A 16,435-nucleotide genomic window follows, 5' to 3' on the forward strand; every position below is an offset into this window, starting at 1 on the left:
TGACGCTAGACCACAACGTGCAGTAAAGACACGAGATAGGAGGTAGGAGATAGGAGATAGGAGATAGGAGATAGGAGATAGGAGATTTTCAGGGACTACTCGGGAACATACATACCAGAAGCTTCGGTGCAATGGGCATTTACCGAAGTGCAAAGAAACTGAAGTATCACAAGGGTATCATTGCTGATCTTCCATTATCGTTATGTTATATTTCAGATTATTTTAAAACGTAACATAAGGAAATGATTATGAAAAAGAGACATATGGCATGCTTGCTCTATATATTGATGGGAATTGCAGAATACGCAAACGCTAACTCAACAATTCAAGCACTCGCAAACTGCGATGCATCATTTTTTAAAGAAATACAGAATGATGGGAATTTAAAGTCGCTCATCCCTTCGTTAGATATATCCATGTTAAAAACCACCGGAAAATTATCGTTCCCGACCACATTTACATCCCCGGAAGGCATTGAGGTTAATAGTTTTATTGTTACTTATACCGACTTTGATAAATACAAAGAAATTAGCACATTTGATGTGAAAGGCCAATTCTACTATTGGGGATTTGAGTCCCTTCAATCCTTTAATGAGATTGTGAAAATTCTATCCCAGAAAATCAACCTAGTTAAAATTGGAAATATTTACACCTACAACCCAATGATACGAAACACCGTTGATGGCCAATGGATGGCTAATAACTCAGCCGTTGACGGTGTAGCACCAGAAGAGAACTCAGCAGAAAAATTGTTTATAATAGAAGACAATAAAGAGAAAGGTGTTGTGAGTATCATGTGTACATTACAAGGGGAAATTACTGACAAAGACTTATATCTTACTGGGTTATTGAAAAAATGAAAAAATACAACCAATTGATCATCACACTCTTAGGTTTCGCACTCATATCAGGTTGTAGCAGCGAAAAATCAAAAGACACATCTCCACCACCAGGGTATACCAAATTATTCCAGGGAAGCGACTCGATTACCTACCTGAAGAAAATGGACTCGTGGCATTACCAGGGCAATAGCGACATTATTCAATTTGAGATGATTATTTCATTCTTTAAAGAGGATACGGTAGTTGGTAAAAAGTTTCAATCCATAAAAGAAAAAATACTTTATGATTGCAATACCGAAAATAAGTACACAAAACTCCCCATTGGCTTCTTCTCTGACAAATATGCAACGGGAAAAGCGATTGTTCCCTACCCACTCAGTTCGAGCAGGTGGCTTATCGCAGAAAATAACAGTCTTGACGCTATTGGATGGCAAAATTATTGCGTGAAATATAAGAAGGCCATCGACGCACAAAGTTGACAATCCACTTTAATAAAAGAGGCTTATTTCGAGCCTCTTTTATGACATATATCAAACACACTAATCCTTCTCCTTGTTGAATATCGGGCTGATGCTGCCGTCGTTGGCATGTTCGGTATCCCGGTTTAGCTGCGCCACATCCTGTTGCTGTTTGTCGGTGTCACGGACTATCAGCGTTCCCTCACTGACCCCGGCTTTTGTCGTACCCTCGGCGTGCCCGCTGTTGTTGGCACCCGACAAGGTGCCGCCGGCAGTTACACATAAAAGCAACTACCCCAGCCAAGGACAGGCAACTACTTACGGATGGTAAGGCTGGTAATCTTCGAATTCCCAAGCAAAAACACGAGAGAGTTTCTGAGCAATCTCCATCCAGTCATCGCCTTCACATTGATCGATGTAATCGGTGATGGTTTTGGTTATCTCATCCAAATCGTATTTACGTACCAGCAACGTGTGACGCATCAGTTCCGGCAGCCAGTGGTGCTTGCAGAGCCATTCAGGGGTGCAGATAAAAACATCAAAATGATTGATTCCCTCCTCCCCTACTGGCCCTATACATAAATGAGCTAAAAATTGAAAACAATCATTCTGCTCAGGTTGATAGCTTGATAAATCAAACCAATCACAGCCAATACTTCTTAGAGATGCCTTCATTATTTTCCACCCAAAATGTTTAAGTGACCGTTACCAATCTTATCCATTTTTCCTGTTTCAATATTCTTTGTATAACTTTCAAAGTTGGCCTGAGTTCCTGTTGGATTTAACGAACCTGGAGTATTTGGCTTTTCTTTTGGCGAACGGTAAATTCTGGTTCCATCGGCACTTACTAACCCTGTACCATCACTCGTTGGTCGTGCCCCTTCCCCAACCCAAATTTTACCCAAGCAATCGGCTTCTTCTTTGCTGCCTGAGCCAATTAGGAGGCGCTGATACCCGCCGTGTTGGTGGCGCCTTGTGCTGCACCTCTGTCTCCCGGCTGCAAGCCGGCGGCGGCGTTTTTCGCCTCAGCAGACGCGATCACTACACTCGAGTTTACCCCGGTCCTCATGACAACTGACGTTTCAGCATCACACACTCTAGATCACCACCGTCACCGATAAGACCACCTGGCGCGAACTCTGCCAGGCCAGCCAACAGCGGCAAGATTTGGGGGCCGACCAGGCGCGAGAGAACGGCGAGCAGGTTATCGCTGGCGACTGGCTAAGTCAGCCCGGGATCACCGAGGCGGAACACCTGGAGGTCTCTGCTGCGCCCGGTGTGATCCGGTTGCGGCGGCGAGAAGTGGGAGGATTTAGAGATTAGAAGCACAACCCCGGTCAAGACCGGGGTTACTGTTTTAATTCAGAAGATCCATTGAAACATTGCCTGTATCAAAGAACTCTTTAAAGATCCTGACAACAAGATCAAAGTCCTTAGTAAGCTGCCGCTTCGGCCAGTAATTACCAAGAATCATGACATTTTCCCCAGAAGAAGAAGTTTGATCCCATATAGACCTTACATCGCTCCCAGACTCATCATATTCAAGCAAAGTCACCAGATAAAAGCCATTCTCTGCCTCAACACTGAGTCTTTCAGGCCCAACTTCTGGAGCATTAATGATCCTAATATTTACACTACCACTACTATTCTTCAAAATATTTAAAAAATCGAGCACATCGGGCCATAAAGGGGACTCATTTCTGGCATATTTCTCACCAGCCAATAGACACGAAAGTTCATAATTCATCATTTTGCCGGCCCTCGGTTCTCTATTTTTTTCATCCCTTGCTGCCAAAAAAGAACGTTACCAGTTGCTTCTTCGTATATCGTCAGTGACTTTAATCCGGCCTTTTCTGCCATAGTTCTTACATCACTCAGACAGTAGTTACATACTTCCTTACCAGCTACACTCATCGCCATTTCACGCCCTTGAGTCATTCCTTTATCAAAGGCTTGCTGAATCACACCTATTTCTGCATGAGCGGTGCCCATATTTCCATTAGGGTAATTTTTATCAGGCCTCTTATCTATCTTGGCCTGTACCACATCGTTGATAAGAGTCGGTTTATTAAAATCGGCTAACTGTGAAGGTCTAATACCTTGGTTAGTATCAGTAAACTTACTACCATCTACGTTCCCTTTCGCCACGACCTTCAGATTCGCATCAACAATCTTACCAAGCTGTTTCGCTGCCGCTGAACCAAGCACAGGAGTCAATGAGGCCGCTACAATCTTCATCCCATCATAGGTTTCGATGTAAGCCTCTGCCGTAGCCTTATCTACGCCAAGCTGCACCATGGCATAGTTCACCATCGCATCTTTCACCTGTTGCTGACTCTGCGCATCAACACTGGTGATATTCAGCAGGTTCACTATCTGGCCGTAAGCATCCGCGTATTGCTGGCTCACCTTCGAGTTATACGGCCCGGTTTCATACTCACCCTTGGCCGCGATAACCTCCAGTCTCGCCGCACCACAGGCCGCACTGGCTGCCGCACCATTTCCGCAGGCCTCTATCACCTTCTTGTCGCTGGCGATATCCTTTTCACGCAGTTCATTAATCGTCTGCTGGGCCTGCTCACGCTCTGCCGGATCTTTGCTGTTCTAGAGTTTCTGCTTCGCTAACTCAAGCTTCGTCTTTTCTTCCACACTCAGATAGTTATTCTCAACTGCATTCTTACCCGCCTGCCCGCCGGTCACGGCTCCCGCAGTATCCCCCGTCGCCAGACCGCCTGCAAGCCCTGCAGCCAACTGACTCAGCGCGCTCAGCTGCTGTTTCTCGCTTTCGCTCAGCTGCTGCGCCGTTTTGCCCGGGAACAGCTGGCCGGCAATGTAGCGCGCCGCCAGTTCACCGCCGCCCGCACCCAGCCCCCCTGCTGCGGCTGACTGGTTATTCAGCTGCGCGGTCACCGCGTCCAGCACTGCATGCGCCATCGCATTGGCGGCCATGTTGTCTTCACCGACCCGCTTCTTGATTTCCGTCGCTAGGTACGGCGAGGCGCCGCTTGCCAGCGCCCCCGCCAGGTTATTGCCTGCCAGCGCCGTCAGCGCCCCCGTCACCGCCTGCGCCGCCTTCTGCAGGTCGCTGCCGGTGCCATATTGCCGCATCGCGTTGTCGTATGCCCGCTGCATCACCGCCGCATCGGTCGTCGGTTTACCGCTCTTCTCAAGCTGCTCCCTGGCCTGCGCCAGCGCCACCGGGTCTTTCTGCGCCTTCAGCCCGGCGATATCTCCCTGCGTGCGGATGACGTCCATCGCCTGGCCGCCAATCTCCCCAATCAACTGCGCCTGCTTGAGCCGGTTTTGCTCCTTCTCCTTGTTGAATATCGGGCTGATGCTGCCGTCGTTGGCATGCTCGGTATCCCGGTTCAGCTGCGCCACATCCTGCTGCTGTTTGTCTTTGTCGCGAACTATCAGCGTACCTTCGCTGACCCCGGCCTTCGTCGTGCCCTCGGCATGCCCGCTGTTGTTGGCGCCCGACAGCATGCCGCCGGCCATGTTGGTCAGCAGGTCTTTGCCCACCGGCCCGCCGGTGCTGAAGCTGCCGCCGCTGTGCGTCGCGCTGTAGTCCGCCTGGTTGTGAATGTCCTTCCAGCCCAGCGTGCCGGTATCGAAGCGGTTCTTCTCTTTGTCCGCTTGGCTTGCAATAACGGCGCCGTCGAGCTGGGTGTGTTCTTTGACCTTGACGTCATACCCGCCCTTGCCGGCAAACAGCCCGGTCTGCTCTTTCACCGAGTCGAAGTTGCTGTGCAGTTTGTCCTTACTGGCGCTAAAATTCGCCGAGCCGCTGCCGGCGCCGATCGGCACGCTGATCCCGCCGCTCATCTGGGTCTGCCTGGCGTCATAGCGGTCGCTGTCCTGCTGGCTTTCCAGCGTCAGGTCACGGCCCACGTCGACGGTAACCTTTTCTCCGCTGGCCTGCGCGCCGGTCAGCCGGGTGTCGCGGCCGCTGGTCACCTTGAGATTACTGCCGGTATCCAGGGTAGTTTCGGTATGGGTCAGGCCGTTGCCGTTCTCATGCCAGTGCAGGTCCGTTCTCCAGTATCTGCGTCGCCATCGCGTGACGGAACAAATGGCAGCTCCCTTTGTCGATGCCTGACGCTCACGGCACCACCGCATTGGGATGCCGTGAGCCCCGCTACCTTACTTCAATGTCTTTAATAACTCATCCAGTAGTTCAGAAGCATCGTGTTTATATTCTGATTCCCAACGTGTTTGCCAGTCTGCGGGACGGCCTTCACTCTCCCATTCAGACAGAGCAAGTGCATTGATAATTTCTAGTTCAAACCATATTTTCTGATAATTATCTCTATTGTGCTCATTTTCAAATAGCTCATTTAGCTGAGGCAAATCTTCTGCGTAACTGACGAACCTCGCAAAGCTAATGACATCACTTAATGAATGAAGCGCATACTCACAGATATCATTCTTCTCATTTATCGCCATATTTAACCGTGACCACTCTACCAGATTCGTTCGTAACTACGGATACTTTACTCTCAGGATCAAAGTGTACTGTTGTTCCGCCTCGGCTAGGAGTCGATTTTCCATTTTTAATGGTATTCTCAACAACAGAAGGCGTTATTCCTCGATCCTGCATTCTGTCTAAGGCGTGCCCTGAATATTCTCGATTTCTGATCGTACCCGGCTGATTCCTTACAGGTTGATAAGATGGGTTACTTGGCTGATTCATCGGATTGCGCTTACTTCCCATTGGGAGAGTGGCAGATACTTCATCACTGGCCTTGTTAATCAGCCTGGACGCTTCAGCAACATCCCCTTTCTTCAGCGCTGTCTCTGCCGCCTTGATCGCTTTGCCCGCGGCATCACCCGCACCCGGTATAATCCCTATCGCCGCTACCAAGTAATCCAGCGCACTCTGCGCTTCCGCAAAGCTCTTGATATCCCCAACCACCGGCACAAAATCTGCACCTGTCGACAGGATATCTTTCAGTTCTTCCCGGCGCTCAGTATACATCTTCACCGAGCACGCTTCCGCGCTCATTCCGGCACAGTTTTGCTGCTTATAACGTTCGTTCTCTGCGTCGACACGTTCTTCGGCTACCTGCTGAGGTGTCTTACCCTGAGATACAGCGTCAACAAGATCACTCAGCGCGTTATTCTCCACCGCATTCTTCCCAGCCTGCCCGCCGGTCACCGCTCCCGCAGTATCCCCCGTCGCCAGCCCGCCTGCAAGCCCCGCAGCCAGTTGGCTCAGCGCGCTCAGCTGCTGTTTCTCGCTTTCGCTCAGCTGCTGCGCCGTTTTGCCCGGGAACAGCTGGCCGGCAATGTAGCGCGCCGCCAGTTCACCGCCGCCCGCACCCAGCCCCCCTGCTGCGGCTGACTGGTTATTCAGCTGCGCGGTCACCGCGCCCAGCACTGCATGCGCCATCGCATTGGCGGCCATGTTGTCTTCACCGACCCGCTTCTTGATTTCCGTCGCCAGGTACGGCGAGGCGCCGCTTGCCAGCGCCCCCGCCAGGTTATTGCCTGCCAGCGCCGTCAGCGCCCCCGTCACCGCCTGCGCCGCCTTCTGCAGGTCGCTGCCGGTGCCGTATTGCCGCATCGCGTTGTCGTATGCCCGCTGCATCACCGCCGCATCGTTCGTCGGTTTGCCGCTCTTCTCAAGCTGTTCCCTGGCCTGCGCCAGCGCCGCCGGGTCTTTCTGTGCCTTCAGCCCGGCGATATCCCCCTGCGTGCGGATGACGTCCATCGCCTGGCCGCCAATCTCGCCGATAAGCTGCGCCTGTTTGAGCCGGTTTTGCTCCTTCTCCTTGTTGAATATCGGGCTGATGCTGCCGTCGTTGGCATGCTCGGTATCCCGGTTAAGCTGCGCCACATCCTGCTGCTGTTTGCCGGTGTCGCGAACTATCAGCGTACCTTCGCTAACCCCGGCCTTTGTCGTGCCCTCGGCGTGCCCGCTGTGGTTGGCGCCCGACAGCATGCCGCCGGCCGTGTTGGTCAGCAGATCCTTGCCCACCGGCCCGCCGGTGCTGAAGCTGCCGCCGCTGTGCGTTGCGCTGTAGTCCGCCTGGTTGTGGATGTCCGTCCAGCCCAGCGTGCCGGTATCGAGGCGGTTTTTCTCCTTGTCAGCTTGGCTTGCAATCACAGCGCCGTCGAGCTGGGTGTGTTCTTTGACCTTGACGTCATACCCGCCCTTGCCGGCAAACAGCCCGGTCTGCTCTTTTACCGAGTCGAAGTTGCTGTGCAGTTTGTCCTTGCTGGCGCTAAAATTCGCCGAGCCGCTGCCGGCGCCGATCGGCACGCTGATCCCGCCGCTCATCTGGGTCTGCCTGGCATCATAGCGGTCGCTGTCCTGCTGGCTTTCCAGCGTCAGGTCACGGCCCACGTCGACGGTAACCTTTTCTCCGCTGGCCTGCGCGCCGGTCAGCCGGGTGTCGCGGCCGCTGGTCACCTTGAGATTACTGCCCGCATCCAGGGTGGTTTCGGCATGCGTCAGGCCGTTGCCGTTCTCATGCCCCTTGCCGGCATTGACGCCGGCCGAGACGCTGATGCCGTACCCGCCCGAGCCTGCGCCGATGCCGACACCGACGTTGCCGCCTTTGCTGCTGTTCTTGCCGACGGTGCTTTCGCTGTTCTGCGCCGACTGCAGGGTAATGTCCCGCGCCGCATCGAGCGACAGGTCTTTGCCCGCTTTCAGTTGGCTGCCGGTGACGACGATATCGCCACTTTGCGCGTTGTGGTTCTTGCCGCTCGCCGTTATCGACAGGTTTTGCCCGGCGGTGAGCGTGCTGCCCTGCGACTGGTGGCTGTCGGTGCGGGTTTCGCTCTTCGACGACTGGCTGCCGTAGGAGGCGCTGATACCCACCGTATTGGTGGCGCCCTGCGCCGCACCTTCGTCTCCCGGCTGCAAGCCGGCAGCGGCGTTTTTCGCCTCCGCCGAGGCGGTCAGCGCATTATCCCGCTCCCAGGCCTGTGCAGCCTGCACGCCGGACAGTGCCGCCTTGGTGTTTTGCAGCGCGTTCAGGCGCCCATCGCCTTCTTTTCGCGCCTGCTGCGCCGAGCTGACGGCGGTGTTGAGCGCGCCGCCCACGGTGCCCGACAGCGCAACGCTTAGGCCGCTCTGCTTCTGCTCGTAAGTCTCTTTACGCGTGCGCGCATCAACGCCGGGATCGATAGTCACGCTGTCGCCGGTAAGAGCCAGATCTTTGCCCGCCACCAGGTCGGCGCCGCCGATGTGCAGTTGGTTGCCCGCCGTGACGTTGACGCTGCCCTGGCTGCTGCCGACGGTGCTGACGCTTTGGCTTTGGGTCCGGCCTTTCTCGTCGATTTCGTGTTTGCTCGACTGTTTACCAATGGTGAAGCCGATGCCGCCGCTGCCCAGCAGGCCGCTTTTTTTCTTCTCTTCCAGCCGGTAATGCGTGTCGCTCTCGGTGGCCGCGCCGATGTCGACGTTACGGCCTGCCTGCAGGTTCACGTCCTGGTCGGCGGCAATGGCCGAGCCGGTGACCGTCAGATCGTTGCCGGCGCTGACGCTGACGCTGTTGCCGCTGAGCAGGCTGCCTTTCTCGCGTGTGGTGGCGTCATGCGCCACGCTGTGGCTGCTGCTTTTTTTCAGGAAACCTTTTTTCTGTGACCGCTCTTCACTGAGGGCCGACTCGCGTTCAGTGGCGGTATTGAGGGTCACATCCTGCTTCGCCTGCAGGGCGATGGCGCCCTGGTCGCTGTGCAGGGTGCTGCCGGTAACCGTGACGTCGCCTTCACGCCCGATCACGGTCACACCCTCGCGCCCGCTGAAGGTGCTGCCGGTGCTGATTTCGCGCTCGGTTTGCTCTTCGCGATGGCTCTTGGTTTTGCCTTCGCGCTTGTTTTCGCTGTCCTGGTCCTGCGTGCGGGTACGCGCGTCTTTAATGCTCACGTCCCGTGCGCTGACGCCAATACGCCCCTCTTTACTGTCAATCTGCGCGCCTTCGGCCAACAGGCGGTTGCCCGCCACCAGGGTGACGCCCTGGTCTCCGCCGAGTGCGCTTACTGTCAGGCGCTCTTCCTGGCGGTCGTTGCTGACTGATGAAGTACGGCTGTTGGCGTCCAGGTGCGTGGTATTGGTGGTGCTTTCGGCCCTGATGTTGATATCGCCGCCGGCCTGCACGCGGGTGCTGCCGGCGGCGCTGGCCTGGCTGCCCGTGAACGTGACGTCTCGCCCGGCATTGAGCGAGAGGTTGCCGCCAGCGTTAAGCTGACTCCCCAGAGCCTGCTGCCATTCGCCGCTGACGTGCGCCATCCGGGAGCCTGCCGCTTCCGTGCCGCCGCGGGTGCGGTTACCCATTGAACCGGAGATAACCTCAAGATCGGCGGTATGGCTGCTTTTCGCGGCGGTGATGGTCAGATCGTTACGCGCGCTCAGGCTGAGCGTATCGGTCGCATCCAGTTTCGCTCCGGTGAGCGTGATATCGGTGCCGCGCAGGCGAATGTCGCCGGCGCTCATGGTCGCCTGGCGCAGCGCGTCCTGCAGGTTAGTGCTCATGGCCAGACTGTCTGCCTGCACGTCAATGCTGCCTGCCCTGACGTCGCCGCCCTGATGCAGGAACTGCCCGGCGTCAACCGTCAGGGCTTTTTCGGCAAACAGGTTGCCGGCATTGGTGATGCTGTTTGCCGAGAGTTGCAGGTCGCCGCCGCCAATTAGCGCGCCATCGCCGGTCAGGCGCAGCGTAGTCTGTGCCAGATACACCTTCGGCACCCACACCGTTTGCGGGCCGCCTTCCGTTTGCACCGTCTCGCTCACCAGCCAGACGATATCCTGTTGCAACGCTGCAATTTGCTCCGGCGTCAGGGCCACGCCCGGCACCAGATGGAAGTCCTGGGCGACTTTACTGCCGTTGTTCATCAGTTGCTGATACTGCTCCATCGCATCCCAGCCCTTGACGGACGGTTTGCCGGTCAGCGCCAGCACCTGCTCGCGCACCAGACGCTGCTCGTAGAAGCCGTCGCCCAGGCGCTTATGGGCCTGCGCGGGGTCATACCCTACGCGTTCTAGCATATAGTCGCTGCTGATAAAGTTGTCGCGGCGGGTAAAGCGTTCATCGGTCACCACCAGGAACGGGCTGCCGGTCGCCGTATGCTGACTAAACAAGCCGTTATTGGGGATGGCGGTGGCCACATTGCCCAGGTGCTGTAACTGCGTCAGCGCCAGCTCAGACGGCAGCAGTGGACGCCCCAGCGGCGAGGACGGCGTGTCGCCCGGTCTTGTCATTTGCTCGCCCGGCGCCAGCGTCGTATCGCCGTCAGGTCGGGCAGCGCCCTCTACCGTGAAGGCCAGCGGATTGCGCTCAAGCTCGGCGCGTTCGGCATCCACCGCCTTTAACGCCGCATCAAGTTGACTGATTTGCGCCTGATTGACCGTGGTGTTGGTGATGCGGGCTCCGTTGATGGTGACCGTGCCATTGCCGGTGATCACCCCGTCAACGGTCGCCAGCGCCGTGGTTTCGTCCCGGTTGAACGTGGGGTACCAGTGATGCGTGTCCTTGTCATAATGGTCAACGATAGCCGCCTGGCGCCGCTCATTAACCGAGTAACCGCGGTTGTCCACGCTGCCGCCGCCGTCCTGCGTCAGATTGCCGTTGGCGGTAATGACGCTGGCGTCATTGAGCAACGCTCCCGTGATGCGCAGCACCATGTTGCCGCCGGCCAGAATACGCGCGCCGATCCCCTCACTCACCAGCTTGTCGCGCGTCACCGTGCCGCTCTCGGTACGTTCGCGGAAGTTGTTGTAATCGGTGATGAACGGCGCGCTGTCGATATCGACATGCTTTTCGGGATCCCAGGTCATCACCTGCGTCCAGTCGTGCTCCCAATGGAAGCCGTTTTGATAAGGCGTCGGGATGGTCGCCAGCTGATTGCCCCCACGCGTTTCATAGAACGTCACCGCATAGCTGCCATCGGCATTCGGCTTGAGCGCCAGGTAGTTGACCCACAGGTCGGTCAATTGGCCCTTATTGTCCTTGACCCGCACCTGTGCGCGCTTGCCCGCCACATCAATGGCCAGCAGTGTGCCGTAGCGGTTGGTTTGCGCCGCCGCGTCATCCTGATAGGTCAGCTGCTGGGTGGTCGGCGCCAGGGTGCTTTTATCGGGATTGACCTTTGAACCGTAGGAGCGCCAGTAGTAGTTGTAGCGGTGCCATTTGTAGTCGCTCTTCTCGGCGTTACGCTCAATCACCAGCCCTTCGCGCAGGTTGTTCAGGCGACGCGCTTCCACGGTGGCGTCACCGTCCGCTTCGATAAAGCTGGCCCGGTTTTCAATCAGGTCATCGCTGTGCAGGTGCAGACGGTCGGCGCTGTAAATCAGCGCTCCCTCCCGGTTGGTCAGCCGCTCACCGGCCTGCACCGTCAGGCTGTGGGTCGCCGCCATCACCGCAGGCGCACCGTGGTTGTCGATAATGCGCCCGTTCACGGTGATGTCGTCGCCCATCAGCGCCGCGGCGTTGTCCAGGGTATCGACGTTCAGCGTCATGCTGTCTGCCTCAAGGCGCCCGGTGTTTTGCAAGGCTCCGGTCGTCAGCTGCAGCGTTTTGCCCACCAGCGCCGCCGGATTGGTGATGCTGGCCGCATTGAGCGCCAGCTTGCCGGGCAGCAACCAATCCGCCAGGTTGGTAAAGGCGCCGCTCAGGGAGAACGTCACCGTACCGTTACTGCTGATCGTTTCGCCGGCCTGATGGGTGTAGTCCTGCTGCGCGGACAGCGTCAGCGCCTGCAGCCCCAGCAGGGTACCGTTCTGATTATCCAAGGTACGCGCATGCAAGGTAAGTTGCCCGGCGCTCTCCACGCGCCCGCCCTGGTTGAGCAGCGCCAGCGGCGAGTCGGTCCGTGACCGGTCAGTATTGATATTGAGGTTGCCGTTGGCCAGGATCCGCCCCTGGCGGTTGTCCAGCTGCGTTACCCCCGAGAGGGTCATCTGGCCGCTACTCTGCAGGCGGCCTGCGGTATTGTCGATATCACGAGAGGTGATATCGGTGCGCGTGGTGCCCAGTATCAACCCGCCATCGCGATTGTTCAGGCGCTCGGCCTGCACATCCAGTTCCGCCTGGCTGCTGAGCGTGCCCTGACCGCTGTTATCGAGCGTCCCGGCCTTGAGCGCCAGCCCGTGGGTTGACACCAATTGCCCACCCCGGTTGTTGACCTGCGCCCCCTCAAGCGTGAGCGCGTCGCCGCTGTGCACCTTGCCATGCTGATTGTTAAGCCGGTCGAGTCGGTAGGTGCCCGCCCCCTGACTGATGAGCGTACCACCGGTATTGTCCAGTTGCTTTGATGCCACCGTGATGCCGCCGCGGCTGCTGAATACGCCGCGTGTATTATTGATACCGGCGGCCGACACCTCTTGCCCGCCATTGCTGCGCACTGCACCGCCGGTATTTTCCAGCAAACCAAGAATGCGCAGCGCCACGCGTTGCTGGCCGTCTATCGTCCCACCGGCATTATTCAGCGCCTGCGCATCAAGCGCCAGCGCATCGCCGCTCTGTATTTTCCCGCCGCGGTTGTCGAGCCCGCCGTTCAAATTGAGCCGCAGCTGCTTCTGGCTGTAGAGTTGCCCCGCCTGGACGTTATCAAGGCTGCGGGCGGCGATAGTCAGCGCCTGGCCCGCCAGCCATTCGCCGCCGGTGTTATTGATGGTGCCAGCGTGCTCGCCGTCAGCGGCCCCTTGTACGGTCAGTTGCCCCTGCGCCGAGACCTTACCGCTGTGGTTATCGATATCCTGTTTGATGCGCAGCGCCAGGTTTTGCGCCGATTGCATCACGCCCCGGGCGTTATCCAACCAGTCAGCCGTAAGCTGTGTTTCCTGCCGGCTCTGTACGCTGCCCTGCGTATTGTCAAAACCGCCGCTGATGGCCCGCCAGCTCCCCAGGCTGCCCATCCAGCCCTGCGTGTTGACGATATCCTGTGCCTGCAACACCTGAGACGATTGACTGAAAACTCGCCCCTGGCGGTTATCCAGTTTGCCGGTGAACTGCATGTCCAGGCTATCCAGCGCGTTGATGGCGCCCTGAGCATTGAGCAGACTGGCGGCGCGCACCTGCGTGCGGCCATTGCCGGTCAAGGTGCCGTTTTGGTTATCCCAGCCCCCCGCCAGATTAAGAGAAAGCGCCTGGCCGCCCAGCACCACCCCTGCGGCGCGGTTGGTCAACTGGCCTCCCTGCAGAGACAGATCGCCGCCGCTCTGCAGGGAGCCGCCGTCATTATCGAACAGGCTGGCTGCTCCGCCGTTAACGGCAAGGGCCTGCTGCGCGGTCAGTTTGCCGGAACGGTTGAGGATATTGCCTGCGGCGTCAAGCGTCAGGCCTCCGCCGGACTGCAGCCGCCCGCCGGTATTGTCGAGCGACTGCGCGTTGGCGGTGACCTGCCGGCCACCTTGTGCGGTGCCGCCCTGATTGTCCCAATCGCCATCGGTGTTGACGGCGAGTGCGCTGCCGCCTTCAAGCCAGCCGGCGGCGTTGCTCAACCCTTGCTTCGCCGTCAGGTTCGCATCCTGCCTGGCGACCACCTTGCCCTGAGCGTTATCGAGGCGCTGCGCCGTTAGCGTGAGCGACTCGCCGCTGATTTCCCCCTCGCGGTTGCCAAGCACGCCCGACGCAGTGAGAGAGAGTCTCTGCCCGCCCAGCAGCTTGCCGACCTCGTTGTGGATGTCTCGCGCTGACACCGTGGTTTGCCCATTCCCCTGCACCCTACCGTGATGATTGCTCAGCTCGCCCTCACTGCTCACCGTCAGCATCTCATCGGCGCCCAGCAGCCCCTGCGTGTTGTCCAGCCCCTGACGGGCATGCAGGTTAAGCCGTTGTCGGCCAATCACCTTGCCCTGCGTGTTGTCGAGACGGTCAGACTGCACCGTCAGCACCGTGGCACTGATTTCGCCGCCGCGGTTGGTGGCGTTGCCCGAGGTCTGCAGGGTTGATGCATGACCTGAAAGCAGCTTACCGCCGTCGTTGTTGAGATTGCTCGCCGTTGCCGTCACGGCCGTTTCGCCTTGCGCCGTGCCGCCACGGTTATCCCAGTCGCCGGCGTGCACATTCAGCGCCTTGCCGGCGCCCATCAGGCCGCGTTGGTTATCCAGGCGGCCGGCCGTCATTTCGAGATTTCCCTGGCCAATGACCTGCCCCTGCGCGTTATCCAGCCGTTGTACCGCCAGACGCACGTCATCGCCGCTCAGGGTGCCGGACTGGTTATTCAGAGCGCTACCTGCCTCAAGCGCCAGGCCGTTCCCCGCCAGCAGATTGCCCCCGGCATTATTCACCGCGCCATCAACATGGAGCGTGAGCCCCGCCTGGGTTTTTATCGTGCCGCGCTGGTTATCGAGGCGGCCGGCGTCGAGGCGAAGAGCTGCGTTGCTGCCCATCGTGCCACCGCCATTGTCGAGCAGGCCACCCACTCGCCAGTGCTGCGCCGTTTCCCCCAACGCCACCAGGCGACCGCGCTGATTGACTAACTGACCGGCCGAAAGCCGGAGGCTCTGCGTCTCGATGGTGCCGTCACTGTTATCCAGCGCGCCTGCCAGGGTGAAACGGCTCTCACCGTCACCGGTCTGAGACCAGGTAGCCTGTTGGTTGAACAGGTTGTCAGCATCGACCGCCCAGCGCCCGGCCTTGACCTTGGCCTGCTGCGCATCCACATTTCCCTTCGTGCTCACGGCCAGCTCACCGCTGTCTACGGTGGACTGGCGCAAGGCCACGCCGCCCTCGCGGGCCGCCAGCGCGGTGCGGCCGGCCGCAACCTGCGCGCCGCTGATATCCACCCGGCGCCCGGACGCGTTGACGTTCTTTTTACCGAGCAGACTGCCACTGGCGCGGATATCGCCCTGGCTATCAAGCTGCAGATTGGCATCATGGACCAGCGTGCTTTCGGCATTACTGCCCGCCAGCAGGTGGCCGCTGCTTTGGATGCCGCGCGCGGCGTTCAGGTGCACATTCCCGGCCGCCGCCAACGTACCGGATTGCGTTAACATTCCCTCGCGACTCTGCACGGCCAGTTGGCCACCGCTATACACTTTCCCGTGCGTCTCGATGTCGCCTTTTGCCGCCAGCTGAATATCGCCGCCGGCCTGCGTGGGCGCATCAGAGCGCCAACTGAGCTTGCCTTCGCTGCTCACGGTGAGCGTTTTGCCCGCCCGGACCTGCCCGCCCTGGTTACGCACGCCGACGCCGGCTTCGGTGCCGATCATGCGGATACTGCCGCTGTACATGCCACCCATCTGCCCCATGTCGATGGCAAGCGCAGGCCTGGCGCTGCCGTCGTCCGAAAGCGGCGCGGCGGTTTTGCCGTCCGCGCTCACGCGGTTACGACCGGCCACCAGCGTCACGCCTTCTTTAGCCCAGACGCCGGCGTTGACCTCCACCGCGCGCGCCAGAATGTCGACGTACTCGGTATCATGACGGGTATCGCCGTTGAGCCCACCGCCCTCGATGCGCACCACGCCGCGCTCGACCTGGTAGCCCGCCACGCTGCCATCGGCGTTCAGTTGCGGTTTGCCGGTGGTCAGCGTCATGCGCCCAGCGTTGATGGTGCCGCAGCCGTTGCAGACAATGCCGGCGGGGTTGGCCACAATCACCTGCGCCTTGCCGCCGGCCACTTCCATAAAACCGCGCAGCTGGCTGGGATTGTTGCTGTTGACTTCGTTGAGGATGACGCGAGCCGGCGCGGAATTGGGATTGAGATTAGGGTTACCCTGGATCATCCCGGCCATCTGGGTCGCGGTCATCACCGCCGAGTTGTTGAGGATGGCGCCTTTGGCGTCGACGTCGAACTGCTGATACTGATTATGTGAAACCCCAGCCTGGTTGGGGGCGGTGATGTTGACCTGCGGCAAGCCATTCTGGGTAGTGATGACCTCCGGCCGCTGGGAAGGATTGGCACCGCCGTCCGCGACAATGCCGTCTGCCATGACGGGGCCGGCGAACATCAACAGCCCAAGCAGCCACACTGACCGACGCACGGTGACCCACAGACGACTTCCACCCGTTATTCCTGAACCGATGCGCTGCCCCGGCTCGCTGCTGCAGCTGCGGGCCAGTTCGGACACCACCCGCAACTCCCCGTGGGTGCGGCTGAAGATAAGGCGATAGCAATGTTTGTTCATAGGTCACATCCGTGAGAAAAGTCAGTCCGTTCAGATCAGCGCAGCAACGCTGCCGG

9 protein-coding genes and 1 pseudogene are annotated in these 16,435 nt (G+C 58.3%); 2 read left to right on the top strand and 8 right to left on the bottom strand.

The window, feature by feature from the left end:
* The first annotated feature begins 248 nt into the window (after nt 1-248).
* Both ACJ8HH_RS08690 and ACJ8HH_RS08695 read left to right on the top strand, forming a co-directional pair.
* Complete coding sequence (locus ACJ8HH_RS08690) at nt 249-860, top strand: hypothetical protein (protein ID WP_033648472.1); 612 nt, start codon at nt 249-251, stop codon at nt 858-860.
* Complete coding sequence (locus ACJ8HH_RS08695) at nt 857-1,321, top strand: surface-adhesin E family protein (protein ID WP_049233105.1); 465 nt, start codon at nt 857-859, stop codon at nt 1,319-1,321. The genes ACJ8HH_RS08690 and ACJ8HH_RS08695 overlap by 4 nt, the downstream gene beginning before the upstream one ends.
* Before the next feature lie 63 nt (nt 1,322-1,384).
* Here ACJ8HH_RS08695 and ACJ8HH_RS08700 read toward each other — a convergent pair.
* From ACJ8HH_RS08700 to ACJ8HH_RS08735, 8 genes and pseudogenes are all read right to left on the bottom strand, one after another.
* Nucleotides 1,385-1,561 (bottom strand): annotated as a pseudogene (locus ACJ8HH_RS08700) (VENN motif pre-toxin domain-containing protein); the annotation flags it as partial.
* Nucleotides 1,562-1,618: 57 nt separating this feature from the next.
* Complete coding sequence (locus tag ACJ8HH_RS08705) at nt 1,619-1,975, bottom strand: immunity 8 family protein (RefSeq protein ID WP_071883814.1); 357 nt, start codon at nt 1,973-1,975, stop codon at nt 1,619-1,621.
* Nucleotides 1,975-2,205: a hypothetical protein gene (locus ACJ8HH_RS08710; RefSeq protein ID WP_223181994.1), complete on the bottom strand. Its 231-nt coding sequence runs from the start codon at nt 2,203-2,205 to the stop codon at nt 1,975-1,977. The genes ACJ8HH_RS08705 and ACJ8HH_RS08710 overlap by 1 nt, the downstream gene beginning before the upstream one ends.
* A gap of 452 nt (nt 2,206-2,657) precedes the next feature.
* Nucleotides 2,658-3,047 (bottom strand): DUF6911 family protein, encoded by a 390-nt coding sequence (locus ACJ8HH_RS08715; protein ID WP_033648476.1) that lies wholly within the window; start codon nt 3,045-3,047, stop codon nt 2,658-2,660.
* A complete protein-coding gene (locus ACJ8HH_RS08720; protein WP_373275584.1) occupies nt 3,047-3,862 on the bottom strand; it encodes a cytidine deaminase-like fold-containing protein in 816 nt (271 codons plus the stop codon). The genes ACJ8HH_RS08715 and ACJ8HH_RS08720 overlap by 1 nt, the downstream gene beginning before the upstream one ends.
* Nucleotides 3,863-3,904: 42 nt before the next feature.
* Nucleotides 3,905-5,419, bottom strand: coding sequence for a VENN motif pre-toxin domain-containing protein (locus ACJ8HH_RS08725; protein WP_408987894.1), 1,515 nt, complete (start codon nt 5,417-5,419; stop codon nt 3,905-3,907).
* Between the two features lie 24 nt (nt 5,420-5,443).
* Nucleotides 5,444-5,746 carry a hypothetical protein gene (locus ACJ8HH_RS08730; RefSeq protein ID WP_060427197.1) on the bottom strand — a complete coding sequence of 101 codons (303 nt, stop codon included), beginning with the start codon at nt 5,744-5,746 and terminating at the stop codon, nt 5,444-5,446.
* Complete coding sequence (locus ACJ8HH_RS08735; protein ID WP_197766210.1) at nt 5,733-16,379, bottom strand: hemagglutinin repeat-containing protein; 10,647 nt, start codon at nt 16,377-16,379, stop codon at nt 5,733-5,735. Before ACJ8HH_RS08735 ends, ACJ8HH_RS08730 begins: the two co-directional genes overlap by 14 nt.
* Nucleotides 16,380-16,435 lie beyond the last annotated feature (56 nt).

Origin of the sequence: Serratia sp. CY32780 (assembly GCF_052169135.1) — a bacterium.
Taxonomy (GTDB): domain Bacteria; phylum Pseudomonadota; class Gammaproteobacteria; order Enterobacterales; family Enterobacteriaceae; genus Serratia; species Serratia sarumanii.